Origin of the sequence: Mesorhizobium japonicum MAFF 303099 (genome assembly GCF_000009625.1) — a bacterium.
In the GTDB taxonomy this organism is placed as follows: domain Bacteria; phylum Pseudomonadota; class Alphaproteobacteria; order Rhizobiales; family Rhizobiaceae; genus Mesorhizobium; species Mesorhizobium japonicum.
Map to the genome: position 1 here is coordinate 4,699,820 of NC_002678.2, position 19,967 is coordinate 4,719,786.

The 19,967-nt window shown below is 61.5% G+C and carries 14 protein-coding genes and 1 pseudogene; 3 read left to right on the forward strand and 12 right to left on the reverse strand.

Going from position 1 to position 19,967, the window contains the following annotated elements; all coding sequences use genetic code 11:
* Nucleotides 1-14: 14 nt before the first annotated feature.
* The 12 genes from MAFF_RS23860 to MAFF_RS23920 form a co-directional block, all read right to left on the reverse strand.
* Nucleotides 15-998, reverse strand: coding sequence for a beta-ketoacyl-ACP synthase III (locus MAFF_RS23860; RefSeq protein ID WP_010913543.1), 984 nt, complete (start codon nucleotides 996-998; stop codon nucleotides 15-17).
* Nucleotides 995-2,260 carry an adenosylmethionine--8-amino-7-oxononanoate transaminase gene (locus MAFF_RS23865; protein WP_044551210.1) on the reverse strand — a complete coding sequence of 422 codons (1,266 nt, stop codon included), beginning with the start codon at nucleotides 2,258-2,260 and terminating at the stop codon, nucleotides 995-997. The genes MAFF_RS23860 and MAFF_RS23865 overlap by 4 nt, the downstream gene beginning before the upstream one ends.
* Nucleotides 2,260-2,895, reverse strand: a complete 636-nt coding sequence (gene bioD, locus MAFF_RS23870) for a dethiobiotin synthase (protein ID WP_010913545.1) — start codon at nucleotides 2,893-2,895, stop codon at nucleotides 2,260-2,262. Before bioD ends, MAFF_RS23865 begins: the two co-directional genes overlap by 1 nt.
* Complete coding sequence (locus MAFF_RS23875; protein WP_010913546.1) at nucleotides 2,892-4,031, reverse strand: 8-amino-7-oxononanoate synthase; 1,140 nt, start codon at nucleotides 4,029-4,031, stop codon at nucleotides 2,892-2,894. Before MAFF_RS23875 ends, bioD begins: the two co-directional genes overlap by 4 nt.
* Entirely contained in the window at nucleotides 4,028-5,023 is a 996-nt protein-coding gene (gene bioB, locus MAFF_RS23880) for a biotin synthase BioB (RefSeq protein WP_010913547.1), read from the reverse strand. Before bioB ends, MAFF_RS23875 begins: the two co-directional genes overlap by 4 nt.
* Nucleotides 5,024-5,526: 503 nt before the next feature.
* Nucleotides 5,527-6,408, reverse strand: coding sequence for a carboxylating nicotinate-nucleotide diphosphorylase (gene nadC, locus MAFF_RS23890; RefSeq protein WP_010913548.1), 882 nt, complete (start codon nucleotides 6,406-6,408; stop codon nucleotides 5,527-5,529).
* 1 nt (nucleotide 6,409) lies between these two features.
* Complete coding sequence (locus tag MAFF_RS23895) at nucleotides 6,410-7,951, reverse strand: L-aspartate oxidase (RefSeq protein ID WP_010913549.1); 1,542 nt, start codon at nucleotides 7,949-7,951, stop codon at nucleotides 6,410-6,412.
* Nucleotides 7,948-8,922 (reverse strand): quinolinate synthase NadA, encoded by a 975-nt coding sequence (gene nadA, locus MAFF_RS23900; protein ID WP_006333927.1) that lies wholly within the window; start codon nucleotides 8,920-8,922, stop codon nucleotides 7,948-7,950. The genes MAFF_RS23895 and nadA overlap by 4 nt, the downstream gene beginning before the upstream one ends.
* Before the next feature lie 64 nt (nucleotides 8,923-8,986).
* Entirely contained in the window at nucleotides 8,987-9,946 is a 960-nt protein-coding gene (locus MAFF_RS23905; RefSeq protein ID WP_010913550.1) for an NUDIX hydrolase, read from the reverse strand.
* A gap of 576 nt (nucleotides 9,947-10,522) precedes the next feature.
* A complete protein-coding gene (nifA, locus tag MAFF_RS23910; protein WP_157866184.1) occupies nucleotides 10,523-12,238 on the reverse strand; it encodes a nif-specific transcriptional activator NifA in 1,716 nt (571 codons plus the stop codon).
* 654 nt (nucleotides 12,239-12,892) lie between these two features.
* Entirely contained in the window at nucleotides 12,893-13,924 is a 1,032-nt protein-coding gene (locus MAFF_RS23915; RefSeq protein WP_010913552.1) for a LacI family DNA-binding transcriptional regulator, read from the reverse strand.
* A 318-nt stretch (nucleotides 13,925-14,242) separates the two neighbouring features.
* The gene (locus MAFF_RS23920; protein WP_010913554.1) at nucleotides 14,243-15,676 is read right to left on the reverse strand and encodes a dicarboxylate/amino acid:cation symporter; all 1,434 of its coding nucleotides are present in this window, start codon (nucleotides 15,674-15,676) and stop codon (nucleotides 14,243-14,245) included.
* 274 nt (nucleotides 15,677-15,950) lie between these two features.
* Between MAFF_RS23920 and MAFF_RS23925 the strand changes: the two genes are divergently transcribed.
* The 3 genes and pseudogenes from MAFF_RS23925 (at nucleotide 15,951) to MAFF_RS40325 (ending at nucleotide 19,767) form a co-directional block, all read left to right on the forward strand.
* Nucleotides 15,951-17,804 carry a sensor histidine kinase gene (locus MAFF_RS23925; RefSeq protein ID WP_044551212.1) on the forward strand — a complete coding sequence of 618 codons (1,854 nt, stop codon included), beginning with the start codon at nucleotides 15,951-15,953 and terminating at the stop codon, nucleotides 17,802-17,804.
* A complete protein-coding gene (locus MAFF_RS23930) occupies nucleotides 17,801-19,168 on the forward strand; it encodes a sigma-54-dependent transcriptional regulator (RefSeq protein WP_010913556.1) in 1,368 nt (455 codons plus the stop codon). The genes MAFF_RS23925 and MAFF_RS23930 overlap by 4 nt, the downstream gene beginning before the upstream one ends.
* 59 nt (nucleotides 19,169-19,227) lie before the next feature.
* Nucleotides 19,228-19,767 (forward strand): annotated as a pseudogene (locus tag MAFF_RS40325) (IS3 family transposase).
* Nucleotides 19,768-19,967 lie beyond the last annotated feature (200 nt).

Consider the following 19,967-nt stretch of genomic DNA (forward strand, 5'->3'; position numbering starts at 1 on the left):
TTCGGTTCGCGCGGCTAAATTCCAACGACGAGCGCACCGCCGCTAAGACCCGCACCCGCGGCCGCCAGAAGAACCTTCTCCCCCGGCCGGAACGGCGCCGCCCGATGGGCGAGCGACAGCGAGAGCGGGATCGTCGCGGCGGAAGAGTTGCCATACTCGGCGATCGTCTTGACGATCGCTTCATCGGCGATGCCGAGGTTTCGCCCGACCGCATCGAAAATGCGGGCATTGGCCTGGTGCGGTACGAACCGATCGATGTCCTGCGGCCGCATCCGGGCCGCCGCGAGTGCGTCCTGCGAGCAGGCAGTCATCATCTCAACCGCCTTGGCGAACACTTCGCGGCCGTCGGTGATCGTCATGCGGGTCTGCTCGAGATCGAGCTCGCCATGGAACGGGGTGTTGCTTCCGCCTGCCGGGATCTGGATCAGCCCGTAGCGCGAGCCGTCGGAATCCACCGAAGCGCCGAGAATACCCTGATAGGGATCCTCGCAAGGACCGATCACCAGGGCGCCGGCGGCATCGGCGAAAAGGACTGAGCTCGCGCGCTCGGCTGGATTGATGCGGCGGCTGAGGATGTTGGCGGCGATGACCAGCGCTGGTTTGCCGTGCAGGCGGGTGAACCCGTCCGCGAACATCAGCGCATAGACGAAGCCGGCGCAGGCGCCGGTCAGATCGACCGCGCCTGCGCGGCCAAGGCCGAGCTTGTGCGCGACCAAGGGTGCACTGGGCGGCAGAAGGTGGTCGGGTGTCGAGGTGGCAAGCAACAGCAGCCCGATGTCGCTGCGGTCAATACCGGCGTTCGCCAGCGCGATGTCGCCAGCCTGCGTGGCAAGACCAGACAGCGTGTCTCCGTCCGTTGCCCAGAAGCGCGAACGGATTCCGGTACGCCTTTCGATCCAGCCCGGCTCGAGGCCGAGATTGTTCTCGATCTCGGCATTCGCCACCTTGCGCCCAGGCGTATGATGACCGAACCCGAGAATGCGCGACGACTTGCTCATGGCCTAGACCCGAAGCGTTCGGCGGCCTCCTCGATCGCGTCGTAGAGTGCGTCCAACTCGCCGCCGGTGATGCAATAGGGCGGGAGAAGATAGAGGACATTGCCGAGCGGACGAACAAGCAGGCCGCGCTCGAGGAAGAACGCGCGCAGTTTCGGACCAATCTCGGCGAGATAGCCGGCGGAACCGGTGCGCAGGTCGAGGGCAGCGATCGTGCCAGTGGCTCGGCAGTCGGTGAAATATGGGTTGTCCCGGAAGCGTTGCAGCCCGGCGGCCTGCTTCGCGCTCAAAGCCGCGACCCGCTCGGCCACCGGCTCGTCGCGCCAGATCTCGACATTGGCGAGTGCTGCCGCGCAGGCAATCGGATTGGCGGTGTATGAGCTCGAATGAAAGAAGGTTTTCTTACGGTCTTCGGAATAATGGGCCTGGAAGATGGCATCGGTGGCGAGCGTGGCCGCCAAAGGGATCGCGCCACCGGTCAAGCCCTTCGACGTGCATAGGATGTCCGGAGAAATGGACGCCTGCTCGCAGGCGAACATGGTTCCGGTCCGCCCCCAGCCGGTCATTACTTCATCGGCGATCAGCAACGTGCCGGAGGTTTCTGCGATCTTCTTCAATTCGGCCAGAACCCAGGCCGGATACATCAGCATGCCGCCGGCGCCTAGCACGAGCGGTTCGACGATCAGCGCGGCCGTGCGCCGGTCGCGGGCAACTGCCTCGAACCGATCCAGCGTCTCTTGTTCGCGTCCCGCGGCCGGGAAGGGGATGGTGTCGACCTCGAACAGCAAAGGTTCGTAGGCGGCGTTAAACGCGCCACGGGCACCGACGCTCATCGTCCCGATGGTGTCGCCATGATAGCTGTGCTCCATGACGACGATGCGCGAGCGCGGCGCGTCGATGTTGCGGAAATAGCCGAGCGCCATCTTCAGCGCGACCTCGACGGAGGTCGAGCCGCTGTCGGAATAGAACACCCAGTCGAGTCCGGCGGGAGCGAGGCCGACAAGTGCCTTGGCCAGGCGCTCTGCCGGCTCGTGGGTGAAGCCAGCGAAGATGATCTGGACGAGGCTAGACGCGGTCGTCTCGATAGCCTTGATGATGCGGGGATGGCGGTGGCCGTGCGTGACGACCCACCAGGAGGAAATGGCATCCAGGATGCGCGTGCCGTCGGCCTTGTAGAGGTAGGCGCCTTCCGTCCGGGCGATTTCAGGGATGGCGGGCTCGAGCGCGTGCTGGGTGAAGGGATGCCACACACGGGACTGCGGCATCATTCGCCTCCTGCGATCGCTGTGAGGTCGAAGCCGGCAACCATCGCATCCCGCAGCGTCTCACTCGTCAGCGGATCGATGTGTGGCAGCCTGCCAAGCTGGCGCACGCCGCTGAATTCCACGATTGTTCTCTGCGTATCGGCCACCTCATCGCCGATGAAGGCAATGCCGATGAGCGGGATGGAACGGGCTCTGAGCGCCTCGATCGACAGCAGCGTGTGGTTGATCGTGCCGAGCCTGGTACGGGCGCATAGGATGACCGGCACCCGCCACTGAGCGAATATGTCGATGAACTTGGTGCGCCGGTTGAGCGGCACCATCAGTCCCCCAGCACCTTCGATGACGATCGGGCCCGGCAAGTCCGGAAGCGAGAGCTTTGCCACGTCTATCGCGACGCCGTCGAGTTCGGCTGAACGATGCGGCGACAGCGGCTCCTTCAGGCGATACACTTCGGGCAGCACCCGCCCCGTCGGCAGGCCGGCGAGCCGTTCCACGACCTGGCTGTCAGTCTCCTCGTCGAGCCCCGATTGCACCGGCTTCCAGTAGAAGCCGTCGAGCAGGCCGGTGAGCCCGGCCGAAAACACCGTCTTGCCGATGCCGGTATCCGTTCCGGTGATAACGATGCGCTTGGTCATGCCGAGGCCAGCACCTCGACGAGTGCCCCGACCATGGCCGAAATGTCGGCTTCGTCGACGTTGAGCGTCAGCGAAATGCGCAGTCGCGATGTGCCCTCGGGTACGGTCGGCGGACGAATGCCGCGTATGTCGAAGCCGCGCGTCTGCAGCGCCGCCGCCACCGCCATGGTGCGCCTGTTGTCGCCGATGACAAAGGACTGGATCTGCGAGCCGCTGGGCTTCACGCCGCAGCGCTCGGCCAATTGGCGGCCCGCGAAGGCTACGCGCTCCTGCAGCTGGACACGGCGTTGGGGCTCGTCGGACAGCATGGCCAGCGCTTCGCGCACTGCCACCGCCATCAGAGGCGACGGCGCGGTGGCGTAGATGAATGGCCGGCAGCGGTTGACGAGATAGTCGCATAGCGTTCCCGGCCCGGTGACGAGTGCGCCGGACGCGCCGAGCGCCTTGCCGCATGTGTGAAGTGCGACAGTGTTGTCGCGGCCCTCGAAAGCGGCGGCCAGCCCGCGGCCGTTCGGTCCCCAGATGCCGGTGGCATGCGCCTCGTCGACGACGAGGAATGCCTCGTGCCGATCGGCAAGCGCGATAAGGCGGGCCATCGGGGCGCGGTCGCCATCCATGCTGTAGAGGCTTTCGACCGCGATCCAGATGCGGCCCATGCCGCCTTCGGCGCGCCAGCGGGTGATCGCATCCTCGACAGCATCGATGTCGTTATGCGCGGCGAGCTTGAACTCGGCGCGGCCAGCGCGGGCCCCCTCATGCATACTGGCATGAGCAAGGTCGTCGAGGATCAAGAGGTCGCCCTTTTGCGGCAGCGTCGTCAGCAGAGCGAAGTTGGCGATATAGCCGCTGCCGAAGAACAGCGCGCGTTCGGCGCCGAAGAACGCCGCGGCGTCTGCCTCCAGAGCCTCGTGCTCCGGTGAGTTGCCCCTTAACAACCGCGATCCGGTCGCGCCGACCGGCGTCCCCCGCGCAATCGCCGCCGCCACCGCTTCGCCAAGTCTTTTGGAGGCGGCAAGCCCGAGATAGTCGTTCGACGAGAAGTCGAGCCCGGCGCGCGGTGCAAGTGTGCGCAGCCGGTCCTTGCGCGCCAGTCCGCGCAAGGACGCGTCATACCGGACAAGAAGTGCCTCGTTCATTGCGTGCCGATTTCCATCGGCTCGATGCCGAGACGCTGGAACAGCAGAGTATCCTTGTCTTCGCCGGGATTGTCCGCCGTCAGCAGTGTGTCGCCGACGAAGATCGAGTTGGCGCCGGCAAAAAAGCACAGCGCCTGCATTTCATCGGTCATGGCGGTGCGGCCGGCGGAAAGACGCACGTGCGACTTCGGCATCATGATGCGGGCCAGCGCGATCACGCGCACGAATTCGATCGGCTCGATGGGTTTGGCCTCGGCCAGCGGGGTGCCCTCGATCGGGATCAGCATGTTGATCGGAACGCTTTCGGGATGCTCCGGCAGGTTGGCCAGCGTCACCAGCATGTCGATCCGGTCCACCGGCTCTTCGCCCATGCCGACAATGCCGCCGCAACAGACCTTAATGCCGCTGTCGCGGACATTGGCGAGCGTATCCAGCCGGTCGGCAAACGTGCGGGTCGAGATGATCTCTGAGTAATAGCGCTCGGAGGTGTCGATGTTGTGGTTGTAGTAGTCGAGACCGGCCTGTTTCAGACGAGCGGCCTGCTCAAGATCGAGCATGCCGAGCGTCATGCAGGTCTCCATGCCGAGTGCCTTGACACCCTCGACCATCGCCACCACCGCGTCCATGTCGCGCGCCTTCGGGTTTCGCCAGGCCGCGCCCATGCAATAGCGGGTGGCGCCGGCATCGCGTGCCTTGGTCGCCTCGGCGATGACGCGCCGGACCTCCATCAGCTTTGACGCCTTCAACCCGCTTTCGTGATGTGCCGATTGGCTGCAATAGCCGCAATCCTCCGGGCATCCGCCGGTCTTGATGCTGAGAAGCCGGCTCAGCTGGACCTTGTTGGGATCGAAGTTCTGCCGGTGAACGGTCTGCGCCTGAAACAAAAGGTCGTTGAATGGCGCGTCGTGGAGCGCTTGGGCTTCCGCTCGCGTCCAAGGGGGAAGCGCCCAACCGATTGGATCCGAGGTCAGGTCTGGGCTGAGTTCGTTCATAAAATCTTGTTCTCCATAATCTTCCGTCCTTGACCTGGAGCGTTGCAGTGGATGCTGAAGACCAGGCGCATGCCAGCGGGAAGTCTTCTATCGAAACGCGACTGGTGGCGCTCTTGAGCGGACTCTCCAACTGCTGCCCGCAGGCTCAACTCACGTCATCCGTGGGGATTACGGTTTCCGTTATATTACTCTGAGCACAGGAATGCTCCTTTCTGATCGCGTCGCAGGATTCGGTGAAGGCGACGTCCAGCAGATAACCCAGAAGTTCCAGCCCGTGAGAGGCCGCCAACTGGCGCATCTCGTCGAGTCGGCAGATGATGACGCCAAGGGCTGCGACGCGGCTTTCTGTGCCTTGCTGGTCCGTCCCTCCCGCCTCCGTTGTTGAAGCGTGTCGCCTGGCGCCGAGAAGGCTTGCGTCGGCTGTTGGTGGAACCTGGGACGTGCTGACGCAGGTTAGCCTGCGACCAAAGGAGTTCCTGCGATCCCGGTTCATGTCCTCTCCATCAGTTCAGATGCCTGTTGCAATTTCGGTCGGCCGGCATGTCGAGACCAATGTCGAGGATGGGCGCGCTGTGGGTAAGCCAGCCGACCGATATGAGGTCGACGCCGGTCGCCGCAATTGCCGGGGCGCTCGCCCGCGTCACCCGGCCCGAAGCCTCGGTGATCGCGCGGCCACCGACCATAGCCACAGCCTGCGCAAGGTCCTCGACCGACATGTTGTCGAGGAGCACGGCGTCGACGCCCGCTGTAAGCGCGATCTCCAACTGGTCCAGCCTGTCGACCTCGACCTCGATCTTGACCATGTGACCGATGGCGCGGCGCGCCCGCTCGATTGCGGTGCGGATATCGCCGGCAATGGCGATGTGGTTGTCCTTGATCAGCACGGCGTCGTCGAGCGCGAAGCGGTGATTGGCACCGCCGCCCGCTCGTACCGCATACTTTTCCAGGACACGCAGGCCGGGCGTCGTTTTGCGTGTGCACACGATTTTTGCGTTATGGCCCCTCACCGCGTTTACGAGCGTAGCCGTTGCCGTCGCGATGCCGCTGAGTTTGCATAAGAAATTGAGCGCCGTCCGCTCCGCCGTCAGCAGGCTGCGCGCCGGCCCGTTTACGATCGCGATGGTCTGGCCGGCCGAAACCTTGCCGCCCTCAGGACACCGCAGCTGGATGCTGATCCCGGGATCGACCAGCAGGAAGGCAAACATGACCAAGTCGAGCCCGGCAACAACGCCTGCCTGCCGGGCATTCAACGCCAGCGTCGCTTTGCAATCGGCGGGGATGATCGCATCGCTCGTGATGTCGCCGGCTCTGCCCAGGTCTTCAAGCAGGGCAGAACGCACGATGGGCTCCATGATGATCTGGGGAAGTGGTGCAAGTGAAGTCATGTCAACGGCTCCGTTCGGATGCTTGCCATCTGAGCGTGACGGCATTCTCAAAAGCTGTGCAGAGCGTCAATCGTGAGGGGAGGGCGGCGGCATCGCGCCCGGGGAAATCGGATCGAAAGTGGGAGCCGCGGCTCTCCTCGCGCCGAAGGGCGGCGATCGCCATCAACAATGCCACCAGGGCCGGATCGGCCGCGGCCGTCTCGCAAACAGAGATCGGCAGCAGTGTCGCGACCGTGTCGCACAATGATTTCCCATTCCGAACAATGCCAAGCGCATTGGACACAATCGTGCGAATAGGTGAAGGGTCGGGCCGGATGGGAACAGTTGCCGGAAGCCTAGGCCACTGCCAACCCGCAGAGGTACCCGCGACGCTTTCAGCCACCCAGGCGGCGGTTGCAACCGCTTCGGTCAGCGAGTTGCTGGCAAGCCGGTTGGCGCCATGCAGTCCTGTGCATGCGACTTCGCCACAGGCCCACAGGCCGCTAACGGAAGTTCGCCCCTCGGCGTCAACGGCCACGCCGCCCATGTGATAGTGAGCAGCGGGCCGTACGGGAATGGGTTCCACCGCCGGATCGATGCCGGCATGCTTGCAAATAGCGTCGATTGCCGGAAAGCGTCTTGCGAATTTCTGCCCGAGACAATGTCGGGCATCGAGATAGACGCCATGCCCGGCTGCGAGCTGATCGGAGATCGCCCGCGCGACCACATCGCGCGATGCGAGTTCTGCCCCGGGCGTGTCTGCCAGGAGGCGATGGCCGTGCTCATCGATCAGCACCGCGCCTTCGCCACGCACTGCTTCGCTGACAAGCGGCATTGGCCGGCGCGCAATGTCGAGGGCCGTCGGGTGGAATTGCACGAATTCGAGATCGGCTAGTTCCGCTCCAGCACAGGCTGCAAGCGCCAGGCCGTGCCCGAATGAGGAGAGCGGATTGGTTGTATCGCAAAACAGGCCGCCTATACCACCGGTCGCCAGCACCACGCGGCGTGTGGGCAATGCGAACACGGCGCCATGCAGGACAGTCAGCAAGCCAACAATGCTGCCCTCTGCGACAACCAAGCGAAGCGCTGTCATGCCTTCCATGATCGTGATCGAACGGGTTCGCCGCGCCACGCCGAGTAGCGCCCGAAACAACTCGCGGCCGGTTGCGTCGCCGGCGGCGTGCACGATGCGGCGACGCGAATGCGCAGCTTCCAGGCCCAGCTGCAGCCTCCCGTCTAGCGAGCGGTCGAAAGGAGTACCAAGACGAATGAGATTCTCGACGGCTTGAGGTGCGGCCTCTACCACCCGCCTGGCCATTTGTTCGTCACAAAGCCCTTCGCCGGCAGCAAGCGTATCGGCGAGGTGCAGGTCGGGGCTGTCGTCCTCCCCCAGACTCGCTGCGAGCCCGCCCTGGGCTAGAATGCTCGAGGCTTCGGTTCCGAGCGAGGTCCTTGACAGAAGGACGACTGGTTGCGGCGCCAAGTGTAGCGCCGTCATGAGCCCGGCGATACCAGCGCCGATAATGACCGGCGCTCCGCCAATGTGATGGATGTCCGCCGTCATACAAAGAGCATGCGTTCCACAGCCCAGCGGGCCCGTTCAGCGACATGAGGATCGATCGTGACGACGTGGCGGTTCTCCTCGAGCGCGGTCCGGATGTTGGCGAGCGTGATGCGCTTCATATGCGGGCACAGATTGCATGGGCGCACGAAATCTACTTCCGGATGCTCGACCGCGACGTTGTCGCTCATGGAACATTCCGTCATCAGCACCACACGCGCCGGCCTATGCCGCGCGACATAGTCGGACATCGCCGCCGTCGAGCCGGCGAAGTCGGCTTCCGCGACCACTTCAGGCGGACATTCGGGATGGGCAAGTACACTGATGCCGGGATGGGCCTCACGCAGCTCGCGGATGTCGGCCGCGGTGAAGCGTTCGTGCACCTCGCAGCGCCCCTTCCAGGCAATGATCTCGACCTTGGTCTGCGCCGCGATGTTCTTCGCCAGATATTCATCGGGCAGCATGATCACACGCGGCGCACCGAGCGATTTCACCACCGCGAGCGCATTGCCCGAGGTGCAGCAGATGTCGGATTCAGCCTTCACCGCGGCGGAGGTGTTGACGTAGGTCACCACTGGAACGCTCGGATAACGCTGCCGCATCAGGCGCACGTCTTCGGCGGTGATCGACTCGGCCAGCGAACAGCCGGCGCCGAGATCCGGGATGAGCACGGTCTTGTCCGGATTGAGGAGCTTGGCGGTCTCGGCCATAAAATGCACGCCCGCGAGCACGATGATTTCGGCATCGACTGTCATCGCCTTGCGGGCCAGCGCCAGGCTGTCGCCGACGATGTCAGCCACGCAGTGAAAAATCTCCGGCGTCTGGTAGTTATGCGCCAGGATGACCGCATTGCGCTGTCGCTTCAGATTCAGGATTGCGTCGATATCCTCGACGAAGACCGACCACTCGATCGGTGGGATAACGCGCCGAACGCGGTCGTACAGTGAGGCGCTCGAAGGCAGGACGGCACTCATCGAGCCTCCAGTTATAGTCCATCTGATTATAAGATATATATAATCGTTGTGACTATAAGGGGTGTCAAGCCCGTGCGAGCGGTAATTTTGTGCCGGCCACAGGCCTCTCGTCGAGAATAGTATGGTGGAAGCGGTAGAGCTGCGCAGGCCGGCCGCCGGTCTCGGCGGTCGTCGCCCCGGTCTTCTCAACCAGTTCCTGCTGCTCTATGAGCCGGCGAAAGTTCGGCTTGTTGATGAGCCTGCCGGAGAGCGCCTCCACAGTTCGCTGTAGCTGCAAAAGCGTGAAGAGCGGCGGCATCAGTTCGAACACAACAGGCCGGTATTTAATTTTGGAGCGCAGTCGTGCAATAGCCGTTGCCAGAATGCGGCGGTGATCGGCGATCATCGATCTGCCCGGCACCGAAGGGAGGATGGCCGAAACTCCGCCGCGCTTTGCTTCCTCCACCAGGGCGGCTTCGTAGAGCAGCTCGTAGCGCTGCAGCGCGAGTTCTTCGTTCCATGCCCGGCCGTCCAAGGCAAAGGCAACCGCCGCTCGCCGTCGGCGATCGAAGCGCGTCGCGCCGTCGTCCGCGCCGTCCGCCCATTCGATAAGGCGCGGCCGCAATTCTTCCAGCACTATCGGGGGCCTGCCGGACCGATGATCCTCCCACGGGAAATAGTCGTACCAGCTGGCCCAACTGCGCCTGCCCGAGGCGCCCGCATCTTCTTCGCGGGTGAGTGCGAGATAGCTGATCGAGATCACGCGCTGGTTGGCGCCGACCCGATCGCGATCGGCAAAGGTGTAGAGCTGCTCGATATAACCGAGAGGCTGACCGGTCTGCAGTTCCACCCATGCCCTAAGCCCCGACTGGAGCGAACGATGAGCGAGCTCAAACGGGCCCGAGGGAAGAGCGGCCCCCTGTTCGATGGTCAGAACACATGGTCCAGCGTCGTTCACGGCGACCACGACTGCGATCAGGTCGGCGTTGACATTGTTGGTCTTGCCTATGGTTCTGCCTTTCCTTGGTCCTTTGGCCTGATCCATGGTTCCTGAGCCACTTGGGTTAGACCTCCGCGCGAACTGTCTAAACCGATTTAGTTCTGTTCTTTATCATACCAATCGTCGCGTCAACACCACGCGCTGTGGCGACTTTACCTCTTCGAACCTGCACAAAAATATGCCAAACGCGACACTGGCCGTGGGTGACGCTGGGTGAGGAGAGACGTCGATTGAGCGTCGGAGGTATCGTAAAAGGCGATCACGCCGCCGGATATGCGTGCGCGAAAGGCAGCACGGCGCTTATCTGCCTGACGACCTACACCACTCCGGTAAGGTTGGTTGACGGCGTACTGTTCTCCGTTTCAATGGCGAGACATCCGGCACGGGGCCGGCGGAGCGACATGGCCATCGGACCGACCATGACGGCGCTGCGTTTGCGCCAACTTGACTGGGATACCAAGCGCCGTGCGGTCGAGCGGGCCGTGGATTGCGGCCGGCGCCAACAGGAGGGCTGCAACGCCTCACCGACGGAGGTCCGAGCCGTACCAATCAACGCTAATTTGTCCCAGCTATTCGCCTCGCGCGCTATCTCGTGGCCCCGCTTGAAATCCGACAGCAGGTTCAGAGATTCTTGATCTCGATACCGTATTTCCTCAGCGCGTAACCAATCTGGCGCGGCGTCAGTCCAAGCAGGCGCGCTGCCTTTGCCTGTACCCAGCCGGATCTTTCCATGGCCGCGATGAGACGCTCGCGATCGGTCATCTTCGCGTCGCTTACGAGGCCTAGCCGAACAGGCGCTGGCAGTGCCTGCTCGCTGTCGTCATGCGGGACCCCAATGGCGGCCGAAGCAAAAGCACCAGACGATTGCATGGCCGGGTTCAGTGGCGATGGTGCGATCGGCTCCGATTTCGGCGCAGTCTCCTTCGATGCGTGCTTCCATAGCATCGCGGAAAGGCATCGGCCATGGCAGCAGTCAAAGTCGTTTCTGCCGATTGACGCTCCCGCTGCCAGGGTCGCTGTCCGCTGCACGCAATTTTCAAGCTCGCGGACATTTCCGGGAAAAGCACAGTTCATCAGCACTTCAGTCGCACTCGCATCGAAGACCATCGTACGGCCGTTCTCGCTGTTGAAATTCTTGAGAAACTCAGCAGCAAGGAGCGGAATATCACCGCGCCTTTCGCGCAATGGCGGCACCAGCAAGGGAACAACGCTGATGCGATAATAAAGGTCGGCGCGAAACTCGTTCCTTGCAACCGCGTCTTCCAGGTTCCTGTTCGTGGCGGCAATCACGCGAACGTCGACCTTAATCGTCTGGTTGCTGCCGACGCGCTCGAACTCCTGCTCCTGCAGCACGCGCAGCAGCTTTGCCTGGAACGAGGCCGAAATCTCACCGATCTCGTCCAGAAACAACGTTCCCTTGTCGGCGAGCTCAAAGCGCCCCTTGCGCGAGTTGAATGCACTGGTAAAGGCACCCTTTTCGTGACCGAACAGTTCGGATTCCAGGACTGTCTCAGGGAGCGCTGCGCAATTGAGCTTGATGAACGGCCGCTTGGCGCGTCCCGACATCTCGTGAACGGCCTTGGCGACCAGCTCCTTGCCGGTCCCCGATTCCCCGCGCAGCAAAACGGTGCTGTTGGACCTGGCTACTAACGCGACCTTCTCAAGCAGCCCGCGCAGCGCCGGGCTGTCGCCAATGATCCCCTTGACATGAGCCCTTTTGCCCTCATGCCCAGGCTGCTTGAGTTCGCCGAATTGCTTTTGCATCCGGATTTTTTCGGCCATCAGTCGCTCGCGGTCGGACGCGAACAGGCGATGCAGCTTCACTGTCTGTCCAACCAGATTAGCGATTGTGGTAAGGAGGCGCAGGTCGTAATCGAGGAGGGAGCCTGATTTGTTGTCCAGGATGCGGTCGATGGTCAGCGTGCCCACGACGTTCGCATCGACGCGAATGGGTACGCCGATGAACGACACTTTCATGTTGTCGGACGCCCCGAGCACCTCCTTGTCGGCGGCGTTGAAAGCCGGATCCAACGCTATGTTCTCGGCGACGAGCGCCATGCCCGTCGTTATGATCTGGTCGATCGCCGCCCGTGGCAGATGCTTGCGGTAGCGCTCATCGCTGCCTTCGCTCCAGCCGGCGCCGACGGTCATGTCCGGTATGCCGGCACCGTCGCAGAGCGAGATGATGCCGTGCCGCACCTGCACCAACGATGGCAGGAGGTCGACGACGTTGGCCAACGTGGCTTCCAGCCCAGAGGGAGCGGTGAGCGCTATCGACGTTTCAAAGATGTCCGGCGCCCTCTCGTGCAACGGCACAATAGGGACCACGTTATTCATCTCGGACTTTGAATTAGGGCTTTTCATTTTTGGAAGCGATATGCAGCGTGACGAGATCTGCCTGGCACTTTGCTCGGAGTTGCGAGTATCGTGCATGTGATCATCCATCTCGCGCCATGAAATCGATGCCCGAGGCAAGTGCGCCTATTGTCCAGCGCGTGGATGTCCTTGGCGAATCGCATTCGTCGGCGTCTTCGCTCCGCAGGCCGCTGCACAATCGACGAGTTTGCTCGCCTCGCCCTTGCACGCGGGGATTCATTGAAACACGAAAAGGCGTTGATGAAGATAGTCGTGACGATTGATCCGTCAGCAAGACGGACGTCTGCAGCCGGCTTTTCGCGCGCAATGAAATTGCCATTGAGATGATAGCTAATGTCGATGCCAGTCAGGCCCCGGCCGCGAGCAAGTGCGGCCCTGGCAAGATGGGGCGGCGTCATGCGGTCGATAGCAAAGCGGAGCGATGCTTGACGCATGGCTTTCCTCTCTCTTCATGAAGTGCGGGTCGTCGTTCTCGGCTGACTGGCTTCCGCCGCGCAGCAATCATTCGTTGTTAAACGAGACCGGAATGAGGCAGGTGAGTCAATCAAACTCCCGCTGCTTTTCTTTCATGAATGAAAGGAAATTAGGCTCTCATGATAGTATTTTATCAGTTTTTCAGATGTTTTCCGGCAGATAGATCTCAAACGGCAGAAAAGTCTGCCCAAGCGTCTCCGAAGTGCCGACCTTGATGGCCTGGGCCATCAGCGTCATCAGTTCCTGGCAAAGCAGGCGCTGGGGCGTGGCGACCGACATCGTGATCATGCCATCTGCGAGTGCAGCCCGTGACTCCGGCGTGATCTCGTTAACGATCGCGACGAGACCCCGGCTTTCGCCTTCTTCACGGAGCGCGGAGATCGCTCCCTCCATACCTCCGCCGGCCACATAGAAGCCGGTGAGCTCGGGTTCCCGTTGCATGAGATCCAGCGTGGCCTCGTAGGTGATCTGCCGTGCCTCAAGGTTCACGAGCGGATCGAGCAGCTCGAATGCCGGTGCATTCTCACGGAAATAGGAGCGAAAGCCGACCTCCCGCAGCTCCTGCCCCTGAAAACGGTGGCTGCCGACAAAAACCGCCACCTTGCCCGGCCGTCTTGCGACCTTTGAAAGCATCCACGCTGTCGTCCGCCCGACCTTGCGGTTGTCGAGGCCGATATAACCCTCACGAACACCTTCGGCGAAATCGGAAAGCAGCGAGAAAACGGGGATGCCTTTTGCCTTGAGTTCTTGGACGGCTGCCGTGATCGCCGGATGGTCCGGCGCCACCATGGCGATCGCGTGGCAGCGCGCTCCGAATTCCTTGAGCAATGGAATAAGGTCGCATGGCATGTGCGACGGCGCGAATTCGATGAGCGAAGTGCCATGGAAGCACTTCGCCGCGTTGACCGCCGCTTCGACCTCACGCGCGAAGCCCTGGTAGAAGTGGTGAGTCGGTTTTCTCAAGATGAAGCCAAGCCGATATTGCGGCAGGTCCGGCTGCAGGCGCTGCTTGATAAGACCTGCGGCGTGATATCCGATGGCCTGTGCCGCCGCTAAGACCCGCTGCGCAGTCTCCTTCCGCACCGGATGACGGGCATTCAGAACTCGGTCAACGGTGGCAACACTAACCCCGGCTTCCCGGGCGATATCAGCAATTATGGGTCGCTTCGCCATTGTTCGAGTCTGATTAAACGACATCAAGAAGAAATCCGGCAAAGGTCGATTCAGTAAAATCTGTCATTCCTGCATTGATCCTGTTCGCTACCGAATTCTGGTCGTGGCATGGTGCGAGGTAGAAGCCGAAATGTAGAGCCTGGGCGAATTGTTCAGCCGTGCCGACGGCTCCGACCCAGCTCCGCGCCCGGTTCCACGAACCGTCGCAAACTTCGGAGGCATTAAGCGCATCATCGAGGGCTTGTGTGTCGTGACCGGTGCAAGACCTTCGCAAGGCGCAGATGATTTTGCACCCACTGCATTTCGGGATTGTTGATTTCATCGGCCCGCGAGAGTTTGTTTGGAACCCGCGGCCCGATCGTCCGGCGTTTGGGACCAGCCAGGCGATTCAACCGGCAGCGATGCTGCCGAGTTGCTCGGCGCGGGCGTTATCAGTGGCTGGCCGGCTGATGTCTCGGCAGGCTGGTGGCCGCAGAATGCAGCTTTCAATTGCGCCTGATCCAGTTCGCCTTCCCAGCGGGCGACGACGAGCGATGCCACCGCGTTACCGACCAAATTCGTCAGTGCCCTGCATTCCGACATGAAGCGATCGACGCCAAGGATCAGCGCCATTCCAGCAACGGGAACTGCCGGCACTACGGAGAGCGTAGCAGCCAACGTGACGAAGCCGGCACCTGTGACACCTGCTGCACCCTTGGAGGAAAGCATCGCGACGAGCAGCAGCAGGACCTGATCGCCAACTGACAAATCCGTATTCGTCGCCTGCGCGATGAAAAGGGCCGCGAGGGTCATGTAGATATTGGTGCCATCCAGATTGAAGGAATATCCGGTCGGGATAACCAGGCCCACGACCGAGCGCTTGGCGCCGGCCTTTTCCATTTTCTCCATGAGAGAGGGCAGCGCAGCCTCGGAGGAGGACGTTCCGAGGACCAGCAGCAGCTCTTCCTTTATGTAGCGGATAAGAGAAAAGATCGAGAAGCCATTGTAGCGACAGACTGCACCGAGAACCCCGAATACGAAGAGGAAGGCCGTGAGATAGAAGGTCCCGACCAGCATCGCAAGGTTGGCTACCGAACCGATGCCATATTTGCCAATCGTGAAGGCCATTGCTCCGAAAGCACCGATCGGCGCGGCTTTCATCAGGATGCCGACCAATTTGAAAACGGGTGCAGTGAGGTCCTGAAGGAAGGAAAGAACCGATTTGCCCGATTCTCCGACCATCGCCAGCGCGATGCCGAAGAGGACGGAGAAGAACAACACCTGTAGAATGTCGCCTTCCACAAAGGCGCCGACAATCGTGGTCGGGATCATGTTCATGAGGAAGCCGGTCACGGACTGCTCATGGGCCTTTGAGGCATAGCCATTGACGGCTTGGACGTCGAGCGAGGTCAGATCGATGTTGAGGCCGGCGCCAGGCTGAATGACATTGCCGACGATGAGGCCGACGATAAGCGCGAGCGTCGAGAAGGTGACGAAATAGACCATCGCCTTGCCGGCAACACGGCCGACCTTCTGAAGATCGCTCATGCCGGCAATTCCAGTCGACACGGTCAGAAAGATAACGGGCGCGATGATCATCTTGACGAGCTTGATGAAGGCATCGCCGAGCGGCTTCAGGTTTTCTCCGATTTGCGGATAAAAATGGCCAACCGCAACTCCGAGCAGGATTGCGACAAGCACCTGCACGTAAGGCTTGGCAAAAAGGGTCTTGCGGGGTGCGCGCTTTACGCTTGGAGCCAGTGGGGTCAACATGTAAGTTTTCTCTCCCTGACCGGTTTGGGGCGGGCTGTTCCTCCCCGCGGCTTCTCCCATCGCGGCGCCCCGGTCGAACGCTGCTGCGTTGTTGACCGCAATAGCCGTGCCAAGCCAAGAGAGCGCGGAAATCGCCGGAGCCTCAGGTATCTTCAACAAATCGCGCAGCAAGATTGTGCGGTTTTCCGCACGGATCGCCTTCCCTTCTGGCGGAACCCCGCACTATGGTTCGTCAATGATCGGTTTTAAGAATACGATGGCAGAAGAAGAAGACATGGGTAATGGCGCCTTCCAGCGCGCCCCATCGGTCTTCCCTGGTAGATCCGGCGGTCGATCTCTCTGGCTTGTGATTTTGCTTGCAATTCTTGGTGCGGCGCTCTGTTTCGTCGTCTTTGCAACGGGACGCATCGCCGGCACCAGAGCAGAGTATGCCCTACGCGACCGTGCTCTTGCCGCGTTCCCGCTTGCAGCCGACAGTTTGAAAGGAGAGATCGAGAAGCAGCGAATGATTCCGCTGGTTCTGGCACGCGACGGTGCCGTTCAGGAGATGCTTCGCAGTCCGAGCACTGCCAACGAAGCCGCGCTTGATGAGAAGCTTCGCGCCATCGCGCGCGACGCCGGCTCTTCTATACTCTACATCATTAATCCTGAGGGCGTAGCGGTTGCTGCGAGCAACGCCGGCGAGCCGACCAGTTTCGTCGGCAGCGATTACCGCTTTCGCCACTACTTCACCGAGGCGATGGCGGATGGGGCGGCTATGCAATATGCGCTCGGCACGGTTAGCGCTCGCCCTGGTCTCTATCTGTCGAGCCGGGTCGATGGGCCGGAGGGGCCGCTCGGTGTGGTTGTGGTGAAGGTGGAGCTCGACCGCGTCGAGTCGCGTTGGCTGGAGAGCGGCTTCGTGGTCTTCACGACCGATGAGCGAGGCGTGGTTCTTGCCACGAGCGTGCCCCAATGGCGTTTTGACGCTCTCTCACCGCTTTCCGCAAAGGAGAAGCAAACCGCTCGCGATCGTCTGCAGCTACCGGGCGTGACTTTCGAGCCGGTGCCGCTTTCCCGCCGCGGCGACAACCTGGTCACCGCAACTCCTGAGAGTCGATCAGCCGGTTTCGTTGCGGTTTCGCAGGATCTCGGCAAAGCAGTTCCGGGCTGGCGCATGTCGTTGCTCATCCCCGCCGACACCGAGATCTCCTCGGCGGTCATGACAGCCCGCGTGACAACGCTGCTTGCCCTCGTTCTCGTTGGATTCGTCATTTTCATCATTGTTCGACGGCGGCGGGCGGCCCGGCAGCGGCAAGAAGTGCTTGTGTTGCTGAATGCGGAACTGGAGCATCGCGTCGAACTGCGCACGGCGGAGCTCCAGAGCTCGAACGCAGCGCTCGCCGGTGAGATCGCCGAGCGAGAGAACGCTGAAGCAAGAGTGCGTCGCCTGCGCGACGAACTCGCCCAGGCGAACCGCTTGTCAATCCTGGGACAGATAACGGCCGGGGTCGCCCACGAGATCAACCAGCCGGTCGCCGCAATCCGCACCTATGCTGAAAATGCCGCGCGTCTTCTAGGGATCGGCCGGTCGCAAGAAACCGCCGAGAATCTGACCTCGATCGTCGCCATGACCGGCAGGATCGGCACGATCACTGAAACGCTAAGGTCCTTTTCCCGCCGCGCCAGCGGATCGATGGGACCGATACTGGCGGACGACGCGATCGACGGCGCTCTGTCGCTTCTTTCAGGCCGAATTCGCGATTCCGGGGTGACGATTGAACGGAAGCGGATCGATCCGTCTCCAATTGTCATGGCAAGCCGCATGCGACTGGAGCAGATACTCGTCAACCTTCTCCAGAACGCGCTTGACGCTCTGAAGGATCAACCGGAGCCCCGCGTCGAGATAGCGCTCGCCGAAAACGGGGAAATGGTCGCTATTTCCCTTCGGGACAACGGCCCCGGCCTTGCCCCCGACATTCGCAGGAGCCTCTTCATGCCCTTCGTTACCAACAAGGAAAAGGGTCTCGGTCTTGGCCTGGTCATTTCGCAAGAGATCGCACGTGAGCTCGGCGGCTCGTTGCGGCATGATGATGCCGGCCACGGGAGAGGGACTTCCTTCACGGTCGAGCTGAGGCGAGCGGCATGAGTGCTGAATCAGGACCGGTCATTTTTATCGACGATGACGAGGATGTGCTTCGCGCAGCCACGCAGATGCTGAAGCTTGCCTCGTTCTCACCGAGCGTGTTCGGTTCGGCCGAGGCCGCACTCGCCAGAATCGACGGGAACTTCGATGGCCCTGTCGTGAGTGACATCCGTATGCCCGGGCTGAACGGACTTCAGCTCTTCGAGCGAGTGAAGGCGATCGACCCGGAAATTCCGGTTGTCCTGATCACCGGGCATGCCGACGTCGAGCTGGCCGTTGCCGCCATCCAGGATGGCGCCTACGATTTCATCTCGAAGCCATATGCGAACGACCGGCTTCTCGTGACGCTGCATCGCGCTTCGGAAAAACGGCGCCTGGTCCTGGAAAACAGACGTCTTAGGGATGCGGTTGTCCGATCTGCGGGCGATATCCCGCTGATCGGGGAGGCACCGACCATGATTCGATTGCGCGAAACTCTCCGCCAGATCGCCGATACCGATGTGGATGTCCTTGTGGAAGGCGAGACGGGCACGGGCAAGGAGGTGGTCGCGGATCTGCTTCACCGCTGGAGCAGACGACGCACGAAGCCCTTCGTTGCCCTGAATTGTGGAGCGCTGCCCGAAAGCGTCATCGATAGCGAACTTTTCGGGCACGAGGCAGGCGCCTTTACTGGCGCGCAGAGGCGCAGGACCGGTCGCATCGAGCATTCGAACGGAGGGACGCTCTTCCTCGACGAAATCGAGTCGATGCCGCCAGCACTCCAGGTGAAGCTTCTGAGGGTGCTTGAGACCCGGCAGATCACGCCGCTTGGCACGAACGAAACCCGCAGCATCGACCTTCGTGTCGTGTCGGCTACCAAGGCCGATCTCGGCGATCCGGCCGCCCGCGGAGATTTCCGGGAAGACCTTTATTTCCGGCTGAATGTGGTGACGCTCCGCATCCCGCCGCTTCGCGAAAGGCGCGAAGACATCCCGATGCTCTTTGGGCATTTCCTGGAACGCGCCTCCAAACGCTTCAGCAGGCCAGTTCCGGACATCAGCGCTGGCGTGCGCGATCGCCTCGTGAGCCACAATTGGCCCGGCAATGTCCGTGAACTCGTGCATTTCGCCGATCGCGTTGCATTGGGACTTGAAAGGCTGGGCACGCCCATTGCATCAGGTCGAAAGGAACAAGCGGTATCAAGCCTCCACTTGTCCGAGAAGGTCAGCCTTTATGAGGCGACTATCATCCGCGATGCCTTGCAGGAATGCGGCGGCGACGTGAGGCGCACGATCGAAGTCCTGGGAGTTCCCCGCAAGACCTTCTACGACAAGCTGAAACGACATGGGATAGACACGGCCGATTATCGAAAAACCGCCATTGGCTGAAGCCTTCTTGCTTGCATGTCGCGGAAAAGAAATTTCGCCATTCTCGTCCGACTCAAAGGATGCACTATGGGCTAGGTGAAGCGAGCCTGAGGTCGCTTTCGGAGCGCTATGGCATCAACCCCAAGACGGTCGCGAAGTGGAGAAGCGGAATTCGACCGCGATCTGTCCACCGGCTCCAGGGAGTCGACAGTTCTGTCTGTCGAGGAAAACCGTTGTTGTGGCCTTCCGCCGCAACAAGGCTGCTGCCGCTCGACGATTGCCTCTACGCGTTGCAGCCGACGTCGCGCATCTGACGCGCTCCCACCGCTGCCTGCAGGCAAGCATCGGCCGATTGCCAGATGTCGACGGCGACAGGCCGGCGAGAAGAGTCGAGAGAATGAACCGGACCATCAAGACGCAACCGTCAAGCGCTTCCACTACGACGATCGCGACCAACTGCGTCGGCATCTTGCCGACTTCGTCGCGGCCTACAATTTCGGCCGCAAGCTGAAGACCCTCAAGGGCCTCACGCCCTGCGAGTTCATCTGGAAGGCATGGGCTTCCCAGCCCGAGCGTTCACTTTCAATCCGCTCCAGCAAATGCCGGGACTAAACATTTAGCAAATGGCGGATGAGGTGCACGATGCAAGTTAGCACGTCGCCTGGGGAAAGGTGCGCCGATCGCCTCCCTCTTGGCCAACCAGTTCCAGCTTGCCGTCTTACCAGGCCCCCGCCAATCTCGTTGCGTTGTTGTTTAGCGTTGCAACAGATCCTTCAAAGAAATTCATGGAATCGTTGCGAGCGCAAATCGCTGTCAATGG